Origin of the sequence: Rothia sp. HMSC062H08, assembly GCF_001810775.1 — a bacterium.
GTDB lineage: Bacteria > Actinomycetota > Actinomycetes > Actinomycetales > Micrococcaceae > Rothia.
This window is the reverse complement of sequence record NZ_KV802668.1, coordinates 157,397-174,499: the sequence shown is the minus strand read 5'-3', so window position 1 is coordinate 174,499 and position 17,103 is coordinate 157,397. Positions and strand designations below refer to the sequence as shown.

At 60.2% G+C, this 17,103-nt stretch carries 14 protein-coding genes; 2 read left to right on the top strand and 12 right to left on the bottom strand.

The window, feature by feature from the left end; all coding sequences use genetic code 11:
* Positions 1 to 52 precede the first annotated feature (52 nt).
* From HMPREF2765_RS05840 to clpS, 11 genes are all read right to left on the bottom strand, one after another.
* A complete protein-coding gene (locus tag HMPREF2765_RS05840; RefSeq protein ID WP_083303622.1) occupies positions 53 to 1,006 on the bottom strand; it encodes a multidrug transporter in 954 nt (317 codons plus the stop codon).
* A gap of 233 nt (positions 1,007 to 1,239) precedes the next feature.
* Positions 1,240 to 2,310, bottom strand: coding sequence for a cytochrome d ubiquinol oxidase subunit II (gene cydB / locus HMPREF2765_RS05835; RefSeq protein ID WP_070604664.1), 1,071 nt, complete (start codon positions 2,308 to 2,310; stop codon positions 1,240 to 1,242).
* Positions 2,311 to 2,331: 21 nt separating this feature from the next.
* The gene (locus tag HMPREF2765_RS05830) at positions 2,332 to 3,903 is read right to left on the bottom strand and encodes a cytochrome ubiquinol oxidase subunit I (RefSeq protein WP_070604662.1); all 1,572 of its coding nucleotides are present in this window, start codon (positions 3,901 to 3,903) and stop codon (positions 2,332 to 2,334) included.
* A gap of 525 nt (positions 3,904 to 4,428) precedes the next feature.
* On the bottom strand, positions 4,429 to 6,531 hold the full coding sequence (locus HMPREF2765_RS05825) for a DNA gyrase/topoisomerase IV subunit B (protein WP_070604659.1): 2,103 nt from the start codon (positions 6,529 to 6,531) through the stop codon (positions 4,429 to 4,431).
* Positions 6,532 to 6,864: 333 nt separating this feature from the next.
* Positions 6,865 to 8,094, bottom strand: coding sequence for an RDD family protein (locus tag HMPREF2765_RS05820; protein WP_070604658.1), 1,230 nt, complete (start codon positions 8,092 to 8,094; stop codon positions 6,865 to 6,867).
* Positions 8,095 to 8,387: 293 nt separating this feature from the next.
* Positions 8,388 to 9,044 (bottom strand): non-canonical purine NTP pyrophosphatase, encoded by a 657-nt coding sequence (locus HMPREF2765_RS05815; protein WP_070506615.1) that lies wholly within the window; start codon positions 9,042 to 9,044, stop codon positions 8,388 to 8,390.
* 38 nt (positions 9,045 to 9,082) lie between these two features.
* Positions 9,083 to 9,814 carry a ribonuclease PH gene (rph, locus tag HMPREF2765_RS05810; protein WP_005506419.1) on the bottom strand — a complete coding sequence of 244 codons (732 nt, stop codon included), beginning with the start codon at positions 9,812 to 9,814 and terminating at the stop codon, positions 9,083 to 9,085.
* Between the two features lie 142 nt (positions 9,815 to 9,956).
* Positions 9,957 to 10,850, bottom strand: a complete 894-nt coding sequence (locus HMPREF2765_RS05805; RefSeq protein WP_070604656.1) for an MBL fold metallo-hydrolase — start codon at positions 10,848 to 10,850, stop codon at positions 9,957 to 9,959.
* Complete coding sequence (murI, locus tag HMPREF2765_RS05800) at positions 10,841 to 11,893, bottom strand: glutamate racemase (protein WP_070604655.1); 1,053 nt, start codon at positions 11,891 to 11,893, stop codon at positions 10,841 to 10,843. Before murI ends, HMPREF2765_RS05805 begins: the two co-directional genes overlap by 10 nt.
* A gap of 154 nt (positions 11,894 to 12,047) precedes the next feature.
* A complete protein-coding gene (locus tag HMPREF2765_RS05795; protein ID WP_070593486.1) occupies positions 12,048 to 12,668 on the bottom strand; it encodes a DUF2017 domain-containing protein in 621 nt (206 codons plus the stop codon).
* Positions 12,668 to 12,988 carry an ATP-dependent Clp protease adapter ClpS gene (gene clpS / locus HMPREF2765_RS05790; RefSeq protein WP_070604653.1) on the bottom strand — a complete coding sequence of 107 codons (321 nt, stop codon included), beginning with the start codon at positions 12,986 to 12,988 and terminating at the stop codon, positions 12,668 to 12,670. Before clpS ends, HMPREF2765_RS05795 begins: the two co-directional genes overlap by 1 nt.
* A gap of 239 nt (positions 12,989 to 13,227) precedes the next feature.
* Between clpS and HMPREF2765_RS05785 the strand changes: the two genes are divergently transcribed.
* Together HMPREF2765_RS05785 and HMPREF2765_RS05780 are read left to right on the top strand one after the other, a co-directional pair.
* Complete coding sequence (locus HMPREF2765_RS05785) at positions 13,228 to 14,526, top strand: nicotinate phosphoribosyltransferase (protein WP_070604651.1); 1,299 nt, start codon at positions 13,228 to 13,230, stop codon at positions 14,524 to 14,526.
* A gap of 88 nt (positions 14,527 to 14,614) precedes the next feature.
* Entirely contained in the window at positions 14,615 to 15,241 is a 627-nt protein-coding gene (locus HMPREF2765_RS05780; protein WP_070604649.1) for an isochorismatase family protein, read from the top strand.
* 517 nt (positions 15,242 to 15,758) lie between these two features.
* On the opposite strand, the gene HMPREF2765_RS05775 is transcribed toward HMPREF2765_RS05780, so the two are convergent.
* On the bottom strand, positions 15,759 to 17,103 hold a 1,345-nt coding region (locus tag HMPREF2765_RS05775), incomplete at its 5' end, for a transcriptional initiation protein Tat (protein ID WP_070604647.1).

The window sequence follows — 17,103 nt, the reverse complement described above, 5'->3', positions numbered from 1 at the left end:
TCTGAGCTGTTTTTGCGCTGTCTTTTGTGGTGCTGTCTTTCAGCGTCCCGGTTTACTGGTGCTCCATAACGTACTGCTTGAACTTCTCGTCACGCTCACGTTCTGCCTTGCGGTCCTGCTCAAGCTGTGACTGGTACTTGCGGATGAGCGGCATCTGGTACTGAGCTTCCAGGTCGTAGAGCTGCTTGCTCATGCCGACCTGCTGGTTACATTCGGCCTGGATGGTGGCGATGCGAATCTCTTCTTCGGAGGCGGGCTCGTTGAATCCGTTGTTCTTGCTCAGCTGCTCAGCCAGCGGGGTTTCCTCGGCGACGGAGCCTGCCGAGCGAGGGGTGAGGCCGCGGTCTGAGACGCACTGCTTCCACTTCTCTTCGAGCTCGCGGTGCAGTTTGCTACCGTAAACGGCGTTACCCGCCTCAGTAGAGATACGACTGGATGTGGACTGCCCTTCATTCTCGGGCCTCTTGCCTTCGGGCACCGCGGCCTCCAGGGTCTCGCGGGCCTTGGGGTAGCATTCGGTGCGAAGCTTGTCCTCGGGGCTCATGCTCTCCCCCGAGTTATAGGAGATGGGGGCGGCTGCGTTGTTGGGGTCTCGCTTCTGAAAACCGTACTTCTGGGCGTACTCGACGTTCCAGGGACCGTACTTTCGTCCCAAATCACCGCGGGGTGCGCTTTCAGAATAGGGAGCCTGGATGGTGTAGTTCTGCCCGTGTTCGGCGAAGCACTGCTTCATGGCAATCTGCAATGCCATGTACTCGTAGTTGGTGCGCTCGTAGTAGAGGTAATCGTCCAGGGGCATCTTCACAATGTCCTGCTCCGCGTCGAAGACGGCGTGGACGCTTTCGTCGCGTTCCAGCGGCGGGTTGAAGAGCGAGCATGCGCTCAGCGGGAGCACGCCGATGGCCAGCAGGGCACCCGTGGCGAGCAGGCGGCGGCGCGTGCCGGTGCGAGGGGTAGTTCCGGTGCGAGGAGCGGATGCAGTGGAGCTACGGTTGAGGGACTTCATCGTTGAACACCTTTCATAAGAGTGAGTTGCTCACCACATTACACTTTTTGCTCCTTGCCGCGCTCGAATTTCGGGGGGGGGTGTGCACCAAAAATTTTTGCGCGCCCACTCATCTGCCGAGAGCTGCAGCCTCTGCGGGAATATCCTCTGTAGGAATAGTCCTCTGGGGGCATAGAAAAATCCCCCGAACTTCTCAGAAGAGAAATTCGGGGGATCCTTCAATCAGCTACATGCTACTTGGTCGGCAGTTCAGCCAGTTCGGTAGCGTCGTGAGCCTCGGGGATGTGATCCACGTGCAGACGCTTACGGAAGACCCAGTAGGTCCAAGCCTGGTAGACGAAGACGACCGGCAGACCAAGGCAGGTCACGAAGGTCATAACGCCCAGGGTGTACTCGGAGCTGGAGGCGTTCGCAATGGTGAGCGAGTATGCCGGGTCCAGAGTGGAGGGCAGAACGTTCGGGTACATTGCGGTGAAGATTGCCAGAGCGCCGAATGCGAGGAACACGGACAGACCAGCGAAAGCGCGACCCTCACGGCCACCCTTTGCGGAGATCCAAGCAATCAGAACAGCAACCACAGCCAGGATGGTGCACAGCCAGGAGATGCCGTTACCGGTGGTGAAGTCCAGTGCCAGAACCCATGCAACAATCGGCAGCAGCAGGACGGGAGCCCAGTGTACCAGGATGTTACGAGCACGGTGGCGGATGTCACCGTCGGTCTTCAGAGCGATGAAGGCAAGACCCTGAACCAGGGAGAAGCCAACGAAGCCCAGACCGCCGAGCAGAACCGGCAGGGAGACCCATGCGAAGGCGCCGCCGACGCGGTCGCCGTTCTCGTTGATGGGCAGACCCATGGAGGTCAGACCCAGCAGAGCACCAACGAGCGGTGGGATAAAGAAGGAAGAAACAGACAGAGCGATGTTCCAGTTACGGATCCACTTCTCGTCGTTCTTCTTGCCGCGGTATTCAATGGCGACCACGCGCAGAATCAGGAAGACCAGCGCGAGGGTCAGGGGGATGTACAGAGCCGAGAAGAGGGCTGCGTACCAGATGGGGAATGCAGCGAACAGAGCTGCACCACCGGTCACAAGCCACACCTCGTTACCGTCCCAGACGGGGCCGATGATGTTCAGCAGCAGACGACGTTCCTTTTCGTTCTTGGTGAACTTGGAACCCATCAGCATACCGACACCCAGATCGAAACCGTCGAGAATCATGTACATGATGAGGAAGACGCCAATGGCGACAAACCAGAGGGTGGGCAGGCCAGGCTGACCGGCAAAGATATTGAAATCAAAGTTCATGGTGAATCAATCCTTACCCGCCTAGTAGGCGAACTCCAGCACATCGCGCTTGGACTTGTCGTTGGACTCGTCCTCGTGGGGCGACTGAACCAGCTCGGGCATTGCTGCCACAACACCGGCCTTGACGTACTTGATGAGCAGGTAAACCTCAACCACCATCAGCACGCCGTAGAGCAGGCCCAGGGTGAGCAGGGAGAAGAGGATTTCTTCACCGGAAACACCCGGGGAGATAGCTGCTGCGGTGAACAGGTGGATCGAGGGATCACCCTGAAGGTTCGGAGCCACAACGAAGGGCTGGCGGCCCATTTCGGTGAAGATCCAGCCCAGTGCGATTGCGAAGAAGGGAGCCATGATGGACCAGACAGCAACGTTCTTGAGCAGCTTGGACTCGGGAACGGTGCCAACGCCCTTCTTACGGGTTACCCACAGTGCGTAGAGGTAGAGGGGCAGTACGACTGCACCCAGACCAATCATGCCGCGGAAGCCCCAGTAGGAGACCTCGAGGGAGGGCAGGTAGTCAATCTTCTGACCTGCACGCTCGCCGTAGAGCGGGTTGTTGGGCAGGTTGGTGCCGAACTTAGCTTCGTACTCGGGCAGCAGGGTCTGAATACCCTTCACCGGGGTGTCGAAGTTGTCGTGAGCCAGGAAGGACAGCACGCCGGGAACCTCGATGATGGGGGTGATCTTGTCACAGCTCTGAGCGCCGAGCTCGCCGACGGTCAGAACGGAGAAGGAGGTGCCGTCGTGGCAGGCGGCCTCGGCGGCAGCCATCTTGAGGGGCTGCTTGTGAATCATCATCTGTGCCTGCAGGTGACCGGATGCACCAACACCTGCGAACGCGAGGAGACCAACGACTGCGCCCAGGCGCAGGGACTTGAGCCAAACCTGGAAGTCCTTCTTGTCTCGTGCGCCCTTGTCGGACTCACCAACGACGACCTTGCCGTCAACGACCTTGTCGATGCCGTCCTTGCGGCGACGCCACAGCTTGTACCAGGCAATACCGACCAGGAAGCCACCGGCGACCTGAATGGATGCGGTGATGACGTGAGAGAAGGTCACCCATGCGAGGGGGTTCATCAGCACTGCGCCAATGTCGGTCATGCGGGGACGACCGTCAATCATTTCTGCACCGACGGGGTGCTGCATCCAGGAGTTTGCAACCAGAATGAAGAATGCAGAAATCCAGGAGCCGAGAACAGCCATGAACAGGCAGAATGCGTGTACAGCAGGCTTGAGGCGGTCCCAACCGAAGATCCACAGACCAAGGAAGGTCGACTCAACGAAGAAGGCGAAGAGGCCTTCCATTGCCAGCGGAGCGCCGAAGACGTCGCCGACGAAGCGGGAGTATTCACTCCACGCCATGCCGAACTGGAATTCCTGAACCAGACCGGTGGCCACACCCATAGCGAAGTTAATGAGGTACAGCTTGCCCCAGAACTTCGTCATTCGCTTGTATTCGTCCTTCTTGGTACGAACGTAGCAAATGTACAGGTAGGTCACCACAAGGCCCAGACCCAGAGTCAGCGGAACCATGAAGAAGTGGTAGACGGTGGTAATACCGAACTGCCACCTACCAAAATCAAGGGGATCCATTGATAGGTCCTTACTATGTGTGTACTTAATGTGTGTTTGTGCCAGATTTCGGGTAGTCCCCCGCCGATGGAGGGCATACGAGAGTTACTGACACACTGTCTCTCATGCTTCTAAGGTACAGGGTTTTCCTAAGAAGCTGTGAGTAGGCTGTGCATAGTATGGACGTTTATTGTTTGACGTTTCGCTAAAGGTACGTTGAACGTTATCCCTCGGCGTGCGAGTGGATTGAGGGGCGAAACGCTGTGGTGCATTGCAGGGTTGCGGGGTAGTTTCGGAACCATGGTGAAACTTTGCATTTTTATATTATTTCTGCAAAATTTTGGTGACAGATTCCCAGAATATGACAGGTGCTTCAAGTAGTGCTCAAAGCTTAAATTTGCCTGTTTCATGCGGAATTTACGCGGAATCTCCGAGAATTGCGTGACTATTCTCACACAAAATTCATGGATTGTGACACGCCAGCCACCACTGCCCCGCAAGGCACCGCAATGCCCCGCAAGGTACCGCACGCTACATATCGATGCTCTACATATCAATGCTCTCGGCATCCAGCTGATGAGCACCCGCAATAATGAATTCCTTACGCGGAGCCACCTCAGAACCCATCAACAAGGAGAACGCACGCTCGGCAGCCTCCGCATCCTCAATGCGAATACGGCGCAACATGCGATGACGCGGATCCATCGTCGTCTCAGCCAGCTGGTCAGCGTCCATCTCACCCAGACCCTTATAACGCTGAATGGGTTCCTTATAGGACACCCCCTGCTCCCGCAGAGAATCCAGAAGCTCGTGCAGCTGCTTCTCCGAGTAGGTGTACACCATCTCGTTCGGCTTGCCGCGGCGCACCACCTCCACACGATGCAGAGGCGGAACCGCAGCGTACACGCGACCCGCCTCAATCAGCGGACGCATGTAACGGTAGAACAGGGTCAGCAGCAGGGTACGGATGTGGGCGCCGTCCACGTCCGCATCGGTCATCATAATGACCTTGCCGTAGCGAGCAGAGTCCAGGTCAAAGGTACGACCCGAACCCGCACCGATCACCTGAATCAGCGCCGCGCACTCAGCATTCGCGAGCACATCAGTCACCGAAGCACGCTGAGTGTTCAGGATCTTACCGCGAATCGGCAGCAGAGCCTGATACGAAGAAGAACGCGCCAGACGCGCAGTACCCAGCGCCGAGTCACCCTCCACAATGAACAGCTCAGAATGCTCAACATTGGTCGAACGGCAGTCCACCAGCTTAGTGGGCATGGACGAAGACTCCAGAGCGGTCTTACGGCGCTGAGTTTCCTTATGGATGCGCGCCGAGACGCGGGTCTTCATCTCAGAGACGACCTTCTCACACAGAGCGGTCGCCTGAGCCTTCTCCGCACGGGCGGTCGACTCCAGGCGAGCCTTCAGCGCATCGCCCACGACCTTCGACACGATCTGGCGAACCGCCGGGGTACCCAGAATCTCCTTGGTCTGACCCTCAAACTGCGGCTCGGCAAGACGCACGGTCAGCACGGCGGTCAAGCCGGCGAGCACGTCGTCCTTCTCAATCTTGTCGTTACCCACCTTGTACTTGCGGGCATTATCGGCAAGGTGCTTGCGCATCACGCGCAGCAGGCCCTGCTCAAAACCGGTCGTGTGAGTACCGCCCTTGGGGGTGGCAATAATGTTCACGAAGCTGCGGACCGTCGTCTCGTAACCAATGCCCCAGCGCAGCGCAACGTCCACTTCGCAATCGCGCTCCACGTCGGTCAGCTGCGAGCGGCCGTCCTCACCCAGCACCGGCACGGTCTCGGTGAAAGATCCGCTGCCGCTAAAACGCCAGGTGTCGGTAATACGCTCATCGTGCGCCAGAAACTCGACGAACTCGCTAATGCCGCCGTCGTACTGGAAAACTTCCTCGTGGGGTTCCAGCTCGCCGGGGGTGCCGGGCAGTCGGCGCTCATCACGGATGCAAATACGCAGACCCGGAATGAGGAACGCGGTCTGGCGCCCACGAGCAGCCAAGTCCTCGTAGCTGAACTTAGCGTCGGGGGTGAAAATCTGCGGGTCAGCCCAATAGCGCACACGGGTGCCGGTCACGCCACGCTTAGCGCGACCCACAATCTGCAGGGCGTCAGTGCCCTCGGTTGCGGGAGTGAACGGATCTTCGGGCTTGGGGGTGCGGCCGGACTCGAAGAATCCGGGAATGCCGTGGCGGAAGGACATCTGGTAGGTCTTCGAGCCACGGTCCACCTGCACGTCCAGACGGGAAGACAGCGCGTTCACCACGGAAGCGCCCACACCGTGCAAACCACCGGACGCGTTATAGGAGCCGCCGCCAAACTTACCGCCGGCGTGTAGCTTGGTGAATACGACCTCGACACCGGACAGGCCGGTGCGCGGCTCAATGTCGGTGGGGATACCGCGGCCATCATCGCGCACCTCAACCGAACCGTCACGGTACAGAATGACCTGGATGGACTGGCCGAAACCGGCGAGCGCCTCATCCACCGAGTTGTCGATAATCTCCCAGAGGCAGTGCATCAGGCCGCGAGAGTCGGTGGAGCCAATGTACATGCCCGGGCGTTTGCGTACAGCTTCCAGACCTTCCAGCACGGAGAGGTGACGGGCGGTGTAGTTCGAAGACGCCACGGGAATCCTTTCGGCAAGTGATGACTGTGTGCAAGTGATGACTGTGTATTCAGCACGGCAAGCTTGCGGAAGGGAGAAAAAATGCCCCGGGCTTGCGCTCATAGTGCTCTAAGTTTCTATTCTATCGTGGCTTGTTGCCCGCTTCTGCCTGCGCCGTCATGAGGCTCTCTGTACCGTTATTAGACGCTGCCGAGAGAATGAAACAGCAGAAAAGCACCGGCTGCCACTCCCCTATGGAGTAGCAGCCGGCGTGTGAGTATCTGTGGATGTCTGAATTTTTAGGGGTCGCTTCTGAGGTGTCCGCCCTGGGCGCCTCATAGCAGTGGCACTGCCCTAGTGAGCTTCACCCGAGGCGCGCGAGGAGCTCTCGTGACGGTTCGTGACCATGATATTGGACTTGAAGTAAAACTCTTCGGGAAGCTCATTCGTGACCGGGCCGTGCGGGAATTCGCTGAGCTTTGGCACGAAGTACCAGTCCATCAGCTCGCCGCTGCTCTGCTTGAGCACACGGCGTTCCCTCATGGCGTGGCGTACCTTGCGGCGCAGGCGCGGGCTGTCTTTCAGAGTGCTGGTGAAGACCCACGGAGTCTCGTAACCCTCGGTGATCATGCCGAAGGTGATGCGCAGGTTGCCATTCTCGTCGGCGTCCATCGTGAAGTCGCCGTCTGCGATATCGGTGAAGGCGAGCATCCAGCTGTGTCGGCGTTCGTAGCTTTCGCGGGTGGTCTGCAGCGCCGCAATGATGCGGTGGTCGATCAGCAGCTCCACCTTGCGTTCGGTGATTTCGCCCAGACGAGCGTAGGAGCCGAAGGCGCGGTTGGCGCCGCTGCGGCGAGGCCACTTCGTCACCGCACCGTGCGGCACCTCCCCCGCAAAGGTAAAGGGGCCCGTCATGGTGCCGGGCAGACGCAGACGCTCAAACGGAGCAGTCGGCAGGAAGGTCGTCAGCAGCTGATCGGAGCTGACCGACTTACCCCAGCGCGCCATCTCAAAAATGGTCGGTTCAGGGCCTACAGGGTAGATATGCGGCATCTTGCGACCGAACTCGTCAAAGCCCTCAATAAACTCACCGTTGGAGCTGTACCCGGGCATGGTCGCACCGAGCGGGCGAGTCCACGACCCCGAATACGGCTTGGTCAGATGCGGGTTCTCCACCGGCAGGATGCTGGTGCGAGCACCCAGGTAGGCGGGCATGCGCGAGAGGTTACGCCAGGCGAACTTCGCGGCAACCGCCTCGCGCCACCACATCGGGCGTTTGCCCGGGGTCTGCCCGCCCAGGCAGTGCATGAGTAGCCAGAATCCAGCCCAGCCGAGGCACCCTGCGGCAACCACGCAGAAGATAATCGTCAGCACAGTGTGCAGGGTTCCGGTCGCCCAGATATTCGTGGCGATTAGAGCCATGAACGCCACCCACGCAGCCATGACGTACGGGCCGAGCGTAATCATCGGATCGACCACCTTCACGGCGGCAATGACGCGGCGGTTCAGGCCGCGCCACACGTAGGAGTACGCCCAGCATCCGGCGGCAAGGGCGAGTGCCATCAGCAGAAGAAGGATGAGCATCGGTGTGTCTCTTTCGCTGCAGGTTTTTCTACCGCGGTCGGTGACAGCAAGCGTCGAGCAGATGCCTCGCTGAAAGGCTCTTCAATAGCAAAACTCGCCTGCCGAAGATACCTTCAGCAGACGAGTTTCTTTGGTGTCACTAACCTTGAGGTAAAACTTCTTTACCTATTGTGCCTTTAATTGGTATCCCTGTGGGGGATTTTAGGGGGATGCACGAAAAAATCGCACCCAACCCCGCGTTTTCACCCATCAGACCGGCACAGCGAGTATGCTCTGGCGCCTCAGCGACGGTTCTAGGACGCCAGCGCAGCAGCAATCTGAGGAATCAGTGCCTCAAAAGCACGCGCACGGTGGCTAATCGAGTTCTTAATCTCGGCGGGAATCTCAGCGCAAGACTTGCCAGCGTACTGACCCTCGTACAGGGCGTTCTCACCGTTCAGCTCCACGGGGCGCAGAATCGGGTCGTAACCGAAGCCGCCCTCCCCCGCCGGTGCGGTCAGCAGCTCACCGGGCAGCTCGCCGTACTCGACCGCATCAAAACCGTTCGGGGAGGCAACCGAGGCCGCGCAGCAGAATTTCGCGCCGCGGTGCTCGGCAGAAATATCGCTCAGCTGAGCCAGCAGCAGGTTCAGGTTCGCGGAATCGTCACCGTGGCGACCCGCCCAGCGCGCCGAGAAAATACCGGGGGCGCCGTTGAGCACATCCACCGACAGGCCGGAATCATCAGCAATAGCGACCAGGCCGGTTGCCTCGGCAACAGCGCGCGCCTTCAGCAGGGAGTTCTCAGCGAAGGTCACGCCGGTCTCGGGAACATCGGGGGCGTTCACGCTGGAGGCGTCAACCACCTGGGTATCAACGTCCAGGCCGTCAATGCGTCCGCGCAGAATTTCGCGCAGTTCCTTGAGCTTGCCCTTATTGTGGCTTGCCAGAACAATCTTTGCGTCTGCCATAGTTTCTCCTTGTCGACGGAACTAGTTACTGGGACGGGTTAGTGTGCCAGTGCTTCACGCTGAATCTGAGCCAGCTCTGCGGTGCCTTCCAGCGCCAGGTCGAGCAGGCTGTTGAGCTCGTCGCGGTCGAAAGGCGCGCCCTCGGCGGTGCCCTGAACCTCAACGAACTTGCCGCTGCCGGTGACGACCACGTTCATGTCGGTCTCGGCGCGAACGTCTTCGGTGTAGGGCAGGTCCAGCATGGGGGTGCCGTCAATAATGCCCACCGAAATTGCGGACACCGAATCGATCAGCGGGTTCGCCTTAGCGGGCAGAATCTTCTGCTCCTTCGCCCAAGAAATAGCGTCTGCCAGCGCCACGTACGCGCCGGTAATAGAAGCGGTGCGGGTGCCGCCGTCAGCCTGCAGAACGTCACAGTCGAGCACGATGGTGTTCTCACCCAGTTCGTCCATGTTGATGACCGCACGCAGGGAGCGACCAATCAGGCGAGAAATCTCGTGGGTGCGGCCGCCCACGCGGCCCTTCAGCGACTCGCGAGAAGAACGGGTGTTGGTGGCGCGCGGCAGCATCGCGTACTCGGCGGTCACCCAGCCCTTACCTTCGCCCTTGAGCCAGCGCGGCACGCCCTCGGTGAAGGATGCGGTGCACAGCACGCGGGTGTTGCCGAACTCGATGAGGGCGGAACCCTCAGCGTTGCGGGACCAGCCGCGGGTAATGGTGATGGGGCGCAGTTCGTTGAGGGCGCGGCCGTCTTCGCGGGTTGCAGTCATGGGTTCTCCTTGAATCTGTCTGCGGGGTCTGTGTCTGTCTGTTGAATCTATGTCAAAAAGTGGGCGGGGCTGAGCGCAGTTTGCACTAGTCCAGTTTGTTTTAGCCCAGGTCGGGTTTAGCCTAGTCCAGCTCGGGCTTCGCCTAATCTAGCTCAGGCTTGGGCAGCGCAATCGCGGTGTTCAGCGGCGGATCAAGCACCTCCACCACGTTCAGGGTGGACGTGACCGGGTGAGCCTCCGTCGGGCGCGGGTAGATGCGGTAACTTGCCGCCATTTCGGCAATGCCGACCGGGCCAGAGAAAGCACTGCGCGCCTCCGCGCGAGCGATGTCCGGGTCGTTCCACACGGGCAGGTGGGTCAGCAACAGGTTACGCACACCCGCCTCCGTGGCAGCCTCGCCGGCGCGCTTGCCGGTCAGATGAATACCGCGCAGGGCTTCGTCTCGACCCTCCTGGTAGGCTGCCTCGCAGAGGAACAGGTCAGCACCGCGCGCAGCCTTGACCAGGCCCTCGCACAGGTCGGTATCGCCCGAGTACGAGAACACGGTGTGACCCTCGCGGTCATTGCAGATGATGCGCAGCGCGTACGGATCCTTCGAGGGGTGAACCACACGGAACGGCTCCACGCGGAAGGGACCAATCTGCACGGGCTCACCCTCAGTCCAGGTGTGGTACTCAAACTCGGTGCTCATGCCCGGATCCGGGTCCAGGCCGTGAGTCGCCGAAAGGTACTCGTTAATCGCGGCGGGACCGTACAGCGGAATGCGGCCCTTGGGCCAGCCGCGCGGATCCCACTTGACCGCCACGTGCAGACCGGACAGGTCGATGCAGTGGTCCGGGTGCAGGTGCGAAATCAGAATCGCGTCGATATCGCTCAGATCGATATGGCGCTGGAGCATGCCGAGGGAGCCGTTGCCCATGTCCATGATGATGCGCCAGGTTCGACCCGCGAAGTCCGTGGCGGTGAGCATGTAGCAACTAGCCGGTGAGACGGGGCCGGGAAAGGAGCCCGTGCAACCGATAACGGTTAGACGCATGAGGTGTCGTCCTTAGGGGTGGTGCCGGAAAATTCGGTGCCCGCGACAGTGTGTGCTGCCTCTGCAGGATCTGCCGATTCGTCGAGGGTGATGCTGCGGTGTGCCGCAAGCATTTCGGGGGTGAGTGCCGCCAGCGAGCCGGTCGGGTAGCGTTCCGCCACGGAGCTGGTGTGGCGCACGTTGGTGACCTCGGGGCCGAGGAAGCGGCGTGCCAGCTGCGAGAACGTCTCAGTTTCGCCGGTGGCGAGGAATTCGTGGTGCGGGTTTTCCTCGGGGACCGGGCTTTCAATGGCGTGGTTGAGCAGTTCGCGGTACACGTCCTTCGCGGTCTCATCCGCGGAGGAAACCAGGGTAACGTCCTCACCCATAATGTAGGAAATCACGCCGGCCAGCAGCGGATAGTGGGTACAGCCGAGCACGAGGGTGTCCACGCCAGCGTCCTTGAGCGGCTGCAGGTACTCGCGGGCGGTCTCCAGCAGCTCGGGACCGGAGGTAATGCCCTTCTCCACGAACTCCACGAAGCGCGGGCACGCCACCGAGTGCACCTCAAGGTTCGGGGTAATCGCAAAAGTGTCCTCGTAGGCGCGGGAGGTGACGGTCGCCTCCGTCGCAATCACGCCGATCTTGCGGTTACGGGTTGCGGCGAGCGCACGGCGGGCGGCGGGCTGAATCACCTCGATGACGGGGATGCCGTACTGGCGGGTGTAGCGTTCGCGGGCGTCGCGGAGCACCGCTGCGGAGGCGGTGTTGCAGGCGATGACGAGCATTTTCACGCCGGAGTCGACGAGTTCGTCCATGATGCGCAGGGCATTGGCGCGTACTTCTGCGATTTTGAGGGGGCCGTAGGGGCCGTGGGCGGTGTCGCCGACGTAGATGATGCGTTCGTGAGGCAGCTGGTCCATGATGGCGCGTGCCACGGTGAGTCCGCCAACGCCGGAGTCGAAGACGCCGATGGGTGCCGCGGCGGTGGGGCCTGCGGGCGCGGGGCTACCCCAGGGGGTGCGGGCACGGTAGGGATTTGTTGCGTCGATGCTGTCACTCATGTGTCACCTACACTTCGTTATCGGTCGGGTACCACGTTCTATGCTAACTCGCTAAGGTTACCCTTTTAGTCCGTTGAGCGGTTAGATGAGTCGAGAACCACCATTATGTGGTTGTATATGACGATAGTTTGAGGGGGAATTTGAAAAATTCGTTCTATTCTTGCTCGTTTGCCCCGCCAAATACTCCGCCGGACTTTTCCTCTTCTTCGTCGTCCAGCCCGTCGAGCATGGCGAGCATGAGCGAGTCCTGAACCCAGGAGACAAAGTTGTACACCACAGCCATGTACTCTTCTTGGGTCTCGATCTCGGAAGGGTCGGTGAACGCCGCAATATCTTCTGCGGTGTCTTCGTCCACAATGTAGAGGCGGTCGGCGAGCACCAGGCGAATATCGCCGAGCGCGGCAGCCCAGGCGCGGGCGTGTTCTTCGTTCAGGCGCAGGTCGCTGGATTCAATGTCGAAGGCGAGCATGGCGAGGTTCGCGCGTTTGGTTTCGCGCAGGTCGCGTTCGGTGTAGCGGCGGTATTCGGTGGCGGCCTCGTCGTCGCTGCTTGCGGCGGGTAGCAGGCGTGCTACGGCACTGTCGGCGGGAATGGTGGGGTTTTCGGTGATGCCGACCAGCGCCTCCAACGGGTCGACGGTGCCGCCGTCGGCGGTGGTATCTGCCGGGCGCAGTAGCGCGCGAACGTCTTCGGCGAGTTCGCGAATCAGGTCACGTTCGGCGGGTTCGAAGGAGGCGGTGTAGCCTCCGGGGGTGCGGCGGAAGGGCCGTGCCATTAGTTTTCTACTTTCTCGAAGGTTGCCAGCAGACCCCAGGCGTGCATTGCCTGGGTGTGTTTTTCGGCGTCTTCGCGGGAGCCGGTGAAGACGATTGCCTTGCCGTTGTTGTGCACCTGCAGCATGAGTTCTTCGGCGCGGGCACGGGAGTAGCCAAAGTGGCTACGGAAAACGTAGGACACGTAGGTCATGAGGTTGACGGGGTCGTTCCAGACGATGACGTTCCAGGGGATGTCTGCGGCGAGGATGTTCTCCAGGGTGGTGTCGAGGTCGGTGTCCTCGAGGGTTCCGGTGGAGAGGGTCACGGCGGTAGTGTTCATTGGTTTCCTTTGCGGCCGGTTCCCTTTGATTATACGGGCGGGTATGTGTTGCCCCTGTGTTCGTCCTGCGCTACTGCGGTGTTCGTCCTGCACTACCCCGGTGTTCGTCCTGCGTTGCTCCCGCACAGAGTGCTGGTAATTTGTCATACTACAGCACTTAGAGTCAAGAATACTTTATGTAGTGATTGACACGCCGACTCAAGAGGAAAAATACCCTAATCCCCCACTACAATAAACACATGGCTACTACTTCCCTTCTCACCGACCACTACGAACTGACCATGCTCCAGGCGGCACTCGCCTCCGGCGCAGCCAACCGTAAGTGCACCTTCGAAGTCTTCACCCGCCGCCTGCCCGCAGGCCGCCGCTACGGCGTCCTCGCAGGCACCGGCCGATTCCTCGAAGGCCTCGCTAACTTCCGCTTCAACGACGAAGAACTCTCCTTCCTCTCCTCCCGCAACATCGTCAACAAAGAAACCCTCTCCTACCTCGAATCCTTCACCTTCAGTGGCAACATCCGCGGCTACGCAGAAGGCGAAGCGTTCTTCCCCCACTCCCCCGTCATGCAGGTCGAAGGCACCTTCGCCGAAGCATGCGTCCTCGAAACCTACCTGCTGTCCATCCTGAACTTTGACTCCGCCGTGGCGAGCGCCGCCTCCCGCATGAGCGCAGCCGCTGGCAACCGCCCCTGCCTCGAAATGGGTTCGCGCCGCGCCCACGAACGCGCCGCCGTCTCCGCCGCACGCGCCGCCGTTATCGCCGGCTTCGCGGGCACCTCCAACCTGGAGGCCGGTCTGCGCTACGGCCTGCACACCATCGGCACCAGCGCCCACGCCTTCACCCTGCTGCACGACAGCGAACGTGAAGCATTCGAGGCGCAGCTGCGTTCCCTCGGCGCCCGCACCACCCTGCTCGTCGACACCTATGATGTGGACGAGGCGGTCCGCCTCGGCGTGGAACTGGCTGGCGAAGAGCTCGGCGGCGTGCGCCTGGACTCCGGCGACCTGGTCGCCACCGCGGCACGCGTGCGTGAACTGCTCGACTCGCTCGGCAACACCCACACCAAGATCACCGTCACCAGCGACCTGGACGAGTACGCTATCGCATCCCTCGCGGCAGCCCCCGTGGACTCCTACGGCGTGGGTACCAAGCTGGTCACCGGTTCCGGCGCGCCGACCTCCTCCATGGTGTACAAGGTTGTTGAGCGTGAGAATTCTGCCGGTGAAATGCAGCCGGTCGCTAAGGCGTCAGCTGGCAAGGCGTCCATCGGTGGCGCCAAGCGTGCGGCCCGCCGCCTCAATGGCATGGGCATTGCGACCGCCGAGGTTCTGGGCACCCACGAGGACCCGAACCTGCTCGAAGACACCCGCCCGCTCATGGTGGACTTCGTCCGCAACGGCGAGCTGCTCCCCGGCTTCACCGGTGAGGAAGGCGTGCGCCGCGCAACCGCCCGCCACGCAGCCTCCCTGGCTGAGCTTCCCGAAGCTGCCCACCGCCTCTCGGAGGGCGAGCCGATCATTCCGACCGAATTCATCTAAACCACCCTTCTGAGATACTGTTTTCACCTGGCGAATCTTCACCTGGCGAATCAGAGTGAAAACTCATTCCTACTTGTAAAGGACAGACATGTCTAAGGCACTGATTATTGTTGACGTGCAGAACGATTTCTGCGCCGGCGGCGCCCTCGCCACCGAGCGCGGTGCGGACGTTGCCGCGCTGATTAGCGAATATGTGGAGAACAACCACCACCGCTACGACGCGATTGTTGCCACCCAGGACTGGCATATTGACCCGGGTTCGCACTTCTCTGACACCCCGGACTTCGTGGACTCCTGGCCGGTGCACTGCGTCGCCAAGAGCGAAGGCGCGCAGATTCACGAGAACCTGGACACCGACTACATTGAGGCGTACTTCCGCAAGGGCCGCTTCGAGGCCGCCTACTCGGGTTTTGAGGGTCTTCTCGCCCCCGAGGATGAAGTCGCAACCGGCGAGCACGAGCCTGGTGCGGATGCGTCCGAGGACGGTCCGCAGACTCCCCTGTCGGAGTGGCTGGATGAGCGCGGTATCGAGTTCGTCGATGTTGTCGGTATCGCCACCGATTATTGCGTGTCGGCAACCGCTCGCGATGCGGTCGATGCAGGCTACGAGACTCGCGTGCTGCTTGACCTGACCGCACCCGTGCACGAGGACAAGCTCGACGACGTGGTTGCCGAGCTTGAAGATGAGGGCGTTGAGGTGGTTGAGGTTCTCTAACCTCCACTATCACTGTAGGTAACTCGCCATTTCAGGCGGGTACTAAAGATACAGAGGCGTTGAATATACAGAGGCGGGGAGCCTGGGATGTACTATCCCGGGCTCCCCGCCTCTTCGTAGATGTAAACCTTCCGGGGTTATCTGTTTCTGACAGCCAGAGGCCGTGATGAACGTGTTTTGGGTATAGCGAAGGCCCGCAGACACCGAAGTGTCTGCGGGCCTTCAGGTTGGCGCATTACTACCAACCTTTTCCTCAAAGCCATTGGTTTCACCGTTGAGACTCAACGAGACATCACTCAATGGCGTTCTCCGTGAGTGGCCAAAATACACCAAGAGACCACTCGCCAGAGAAGCACACAGCCCTCAAGCCAGATATGCGCGAATGCACCACTGGAAGGACTAAAACTTAGGGGCCGATTCTCCCGTTCCTGAGGAAAATTTCAGGAGCGGGAGAACCGGAGGGGCTAGTATCTACCCCACCGAGTAACCCAAGAGGGGGACTCGGATAAGCACACTATTAGGAGCGCTCGCAGAGGGTGACCTTCACGTAACCGGGGTTACGAACGCCGGATTCCTTCGCAGCGTTGTTAGCGGAGGAGATAGAGCCTCCAGCAACAGAGGGAGCAACGTAGGAGCCACCTGCGCCACCTGCACCAGCCTGGAGCAGTGCACCAACATTCTGGCGGACACCGCCCTTAGCAGCGGTGTTACCATTCCACTTCTCGCCGGTCAGAATCGAAGAGAGTGCACGAACAGCACCGGAGCCACCGCCACCGTAGCCTGCGCCACCACCTGCGGAGACAACGCCCTGGTAGCCATTGAAGCTCTTCTTTGCAGCATCAACCTCAAGGCCGCCCTTTTCGTCACCCTTAACTACGCCTTCATCGATAGCCTTCTGGTTAGTAACGGGGACAGACTCCTTCGGCAGATCGGGGTGGTTATCCAGCTGGTAGGAGTATGCGGAGACGCCATCTGCACCCTTACCATCAAAACCATTACCACCGGTGTCACCGGCGGTGGAGGAGCTGAAAATCTCCTGGTTATTAGTGGACACGAAGCCCATCACACCGAAGACGTTAGCCAGAGCGTACAGGCGAGGCTTCTCACCACCGGTACCACCGGTGCCATTGCCGCCACCCTTACCACCAGCAACCTCCATTGCAGAGGTGGGGGTACGCTTACCGGATGCGTCCTTCAGGTGGGTGTACCAGGAGACGGAGGTCTCTGCAGTATCACCGACAGCAGCGGATGCGCTTGCACCTGCAGGCAGAACGGAAATGTTCGAGGTGTCCTCCAGGCGGGTGGTGCTGGTGTCCTTAGCCTTGGAGTTGAAGTAGGGGTTAGGCTCAGTACCGATAACGTTACCTGCAGCATCCTTCTTCTCTCGGGTTTCAGGCATGTTGTTGGTAGCCGGCTGAGTACGAATACCCGCACCGCCACCGCCACCCGCGAGGGCAACAACCTTGCCATCGATGACCAGAGCGGAGGAGCCACCACCGGAACCACCGTGGACGTAACGCTTCATATCGGAGCCACCAGGCCACTTAGCATCAACGCGAGACTGTGCGTCCGAGGGGACGGTGTAAACATTCACGTCACCACCGTTACCGTAGCCCTGACCACCGGTTGCCGGACGGGTACCCCAAATCTTGTAACGCTTCTCCGGCTTAGTATCGGGGGCGTTCTCCGCACCATCCACGCGTTCCAGGTAAGCTACACCACCGGCAGCTGCGACCAGCTCGATGACCTGGCCTTCCTTGACGGGGATTTCACCCACAACGAGAGCACCGGAACCACCAGCAATAGACGAAGAACCGCCACCTGCACCACCGGCAACCTCGAAGCGAATCTTGTCAACCTTA

Coding starts and splice junctions, on each gene's coding strand:
- HMPREF2765_RS05840 (WP_083303622.1), bottom strand. CDS start 1,006: ATGAAGTCCCTCAACCGTAGCTCCACTGCATCCGCTCCTCGCACCGGA.
- cydB (WP_070604664.1), bottom strand. CDS start 2,310: ATGAACTTTGATTTCAATATCTTTGCCGGTCAGCCTGGCCTGCCCACC.
- HMPREF2765_RS05830 (WP_070604662.1), bottom strand. CDS start 3,903: ATGGATCCCCTTGATTTTGGTAGGTGGCAGTTCGGTATTACCACCGTC.
- HMPREF2765_RS05820 (WP_070604658.1), bottom strand. CDS start 8,094: ATGCTCATCCTTCTTCTGCTGATGGCACTCGCCCTTGCCGCCGGATGC.
- HMPREF2765_RS05815 (WP_070506615.1), bottom strand. CDS start 9,044: ATGGCAGACGCAAAGATTGTTCTGGCAAGCCACAATAAGGGCAAGCTC.
- rph (WP_005506419.1), bottom strand. CDS start 9,814: ATGACTGCAACCCGCGAAGACGGCCGCGCCCTCAACGAACTGCGCCCC.
- HMPREF2765_RS05805 (WP_070604656.1), bottom strand. CDS start 10,850: ATGCGTCTAACCGTTATCGGTTGCACGGGCTCCTTTCCCGGCCCCGTC.
- murI (WP_070604655.1), bottom strand. CDS start 11,893: ATGAGTGACAGCATCGACGCAACAAATCCCTACCGTGCCCGCACCCCC.
- HMPREF2765_RS05795 (WP_070593486.1), bottom strand. CDS start 12,668: ATGGCACGGCCCTTCCGCCGCACCCCCGGAGGCTACACCGCCTCCTTC.
- clpS (WP_070604653.1), bottom strand. CDS start 12,988: ATGAACACTACCGCCGTGACCCTCTCCACCGGAACCCTCGAGGACACC.
- HMPREF2765_RS05785 (WP_070604651.1), top strand. CDS start 13,228: ATGGCTACTACTTCCCTTCTCACCGACCACTACGAACTGACCATGCTC.
- HMPREF2765_RS05780 (WP_070604649.1), top strand. CDS start 14,615: ATGTCTAAGGCACTGATTATTGTTGACGTGCAGAACGATTTCTGCGCC.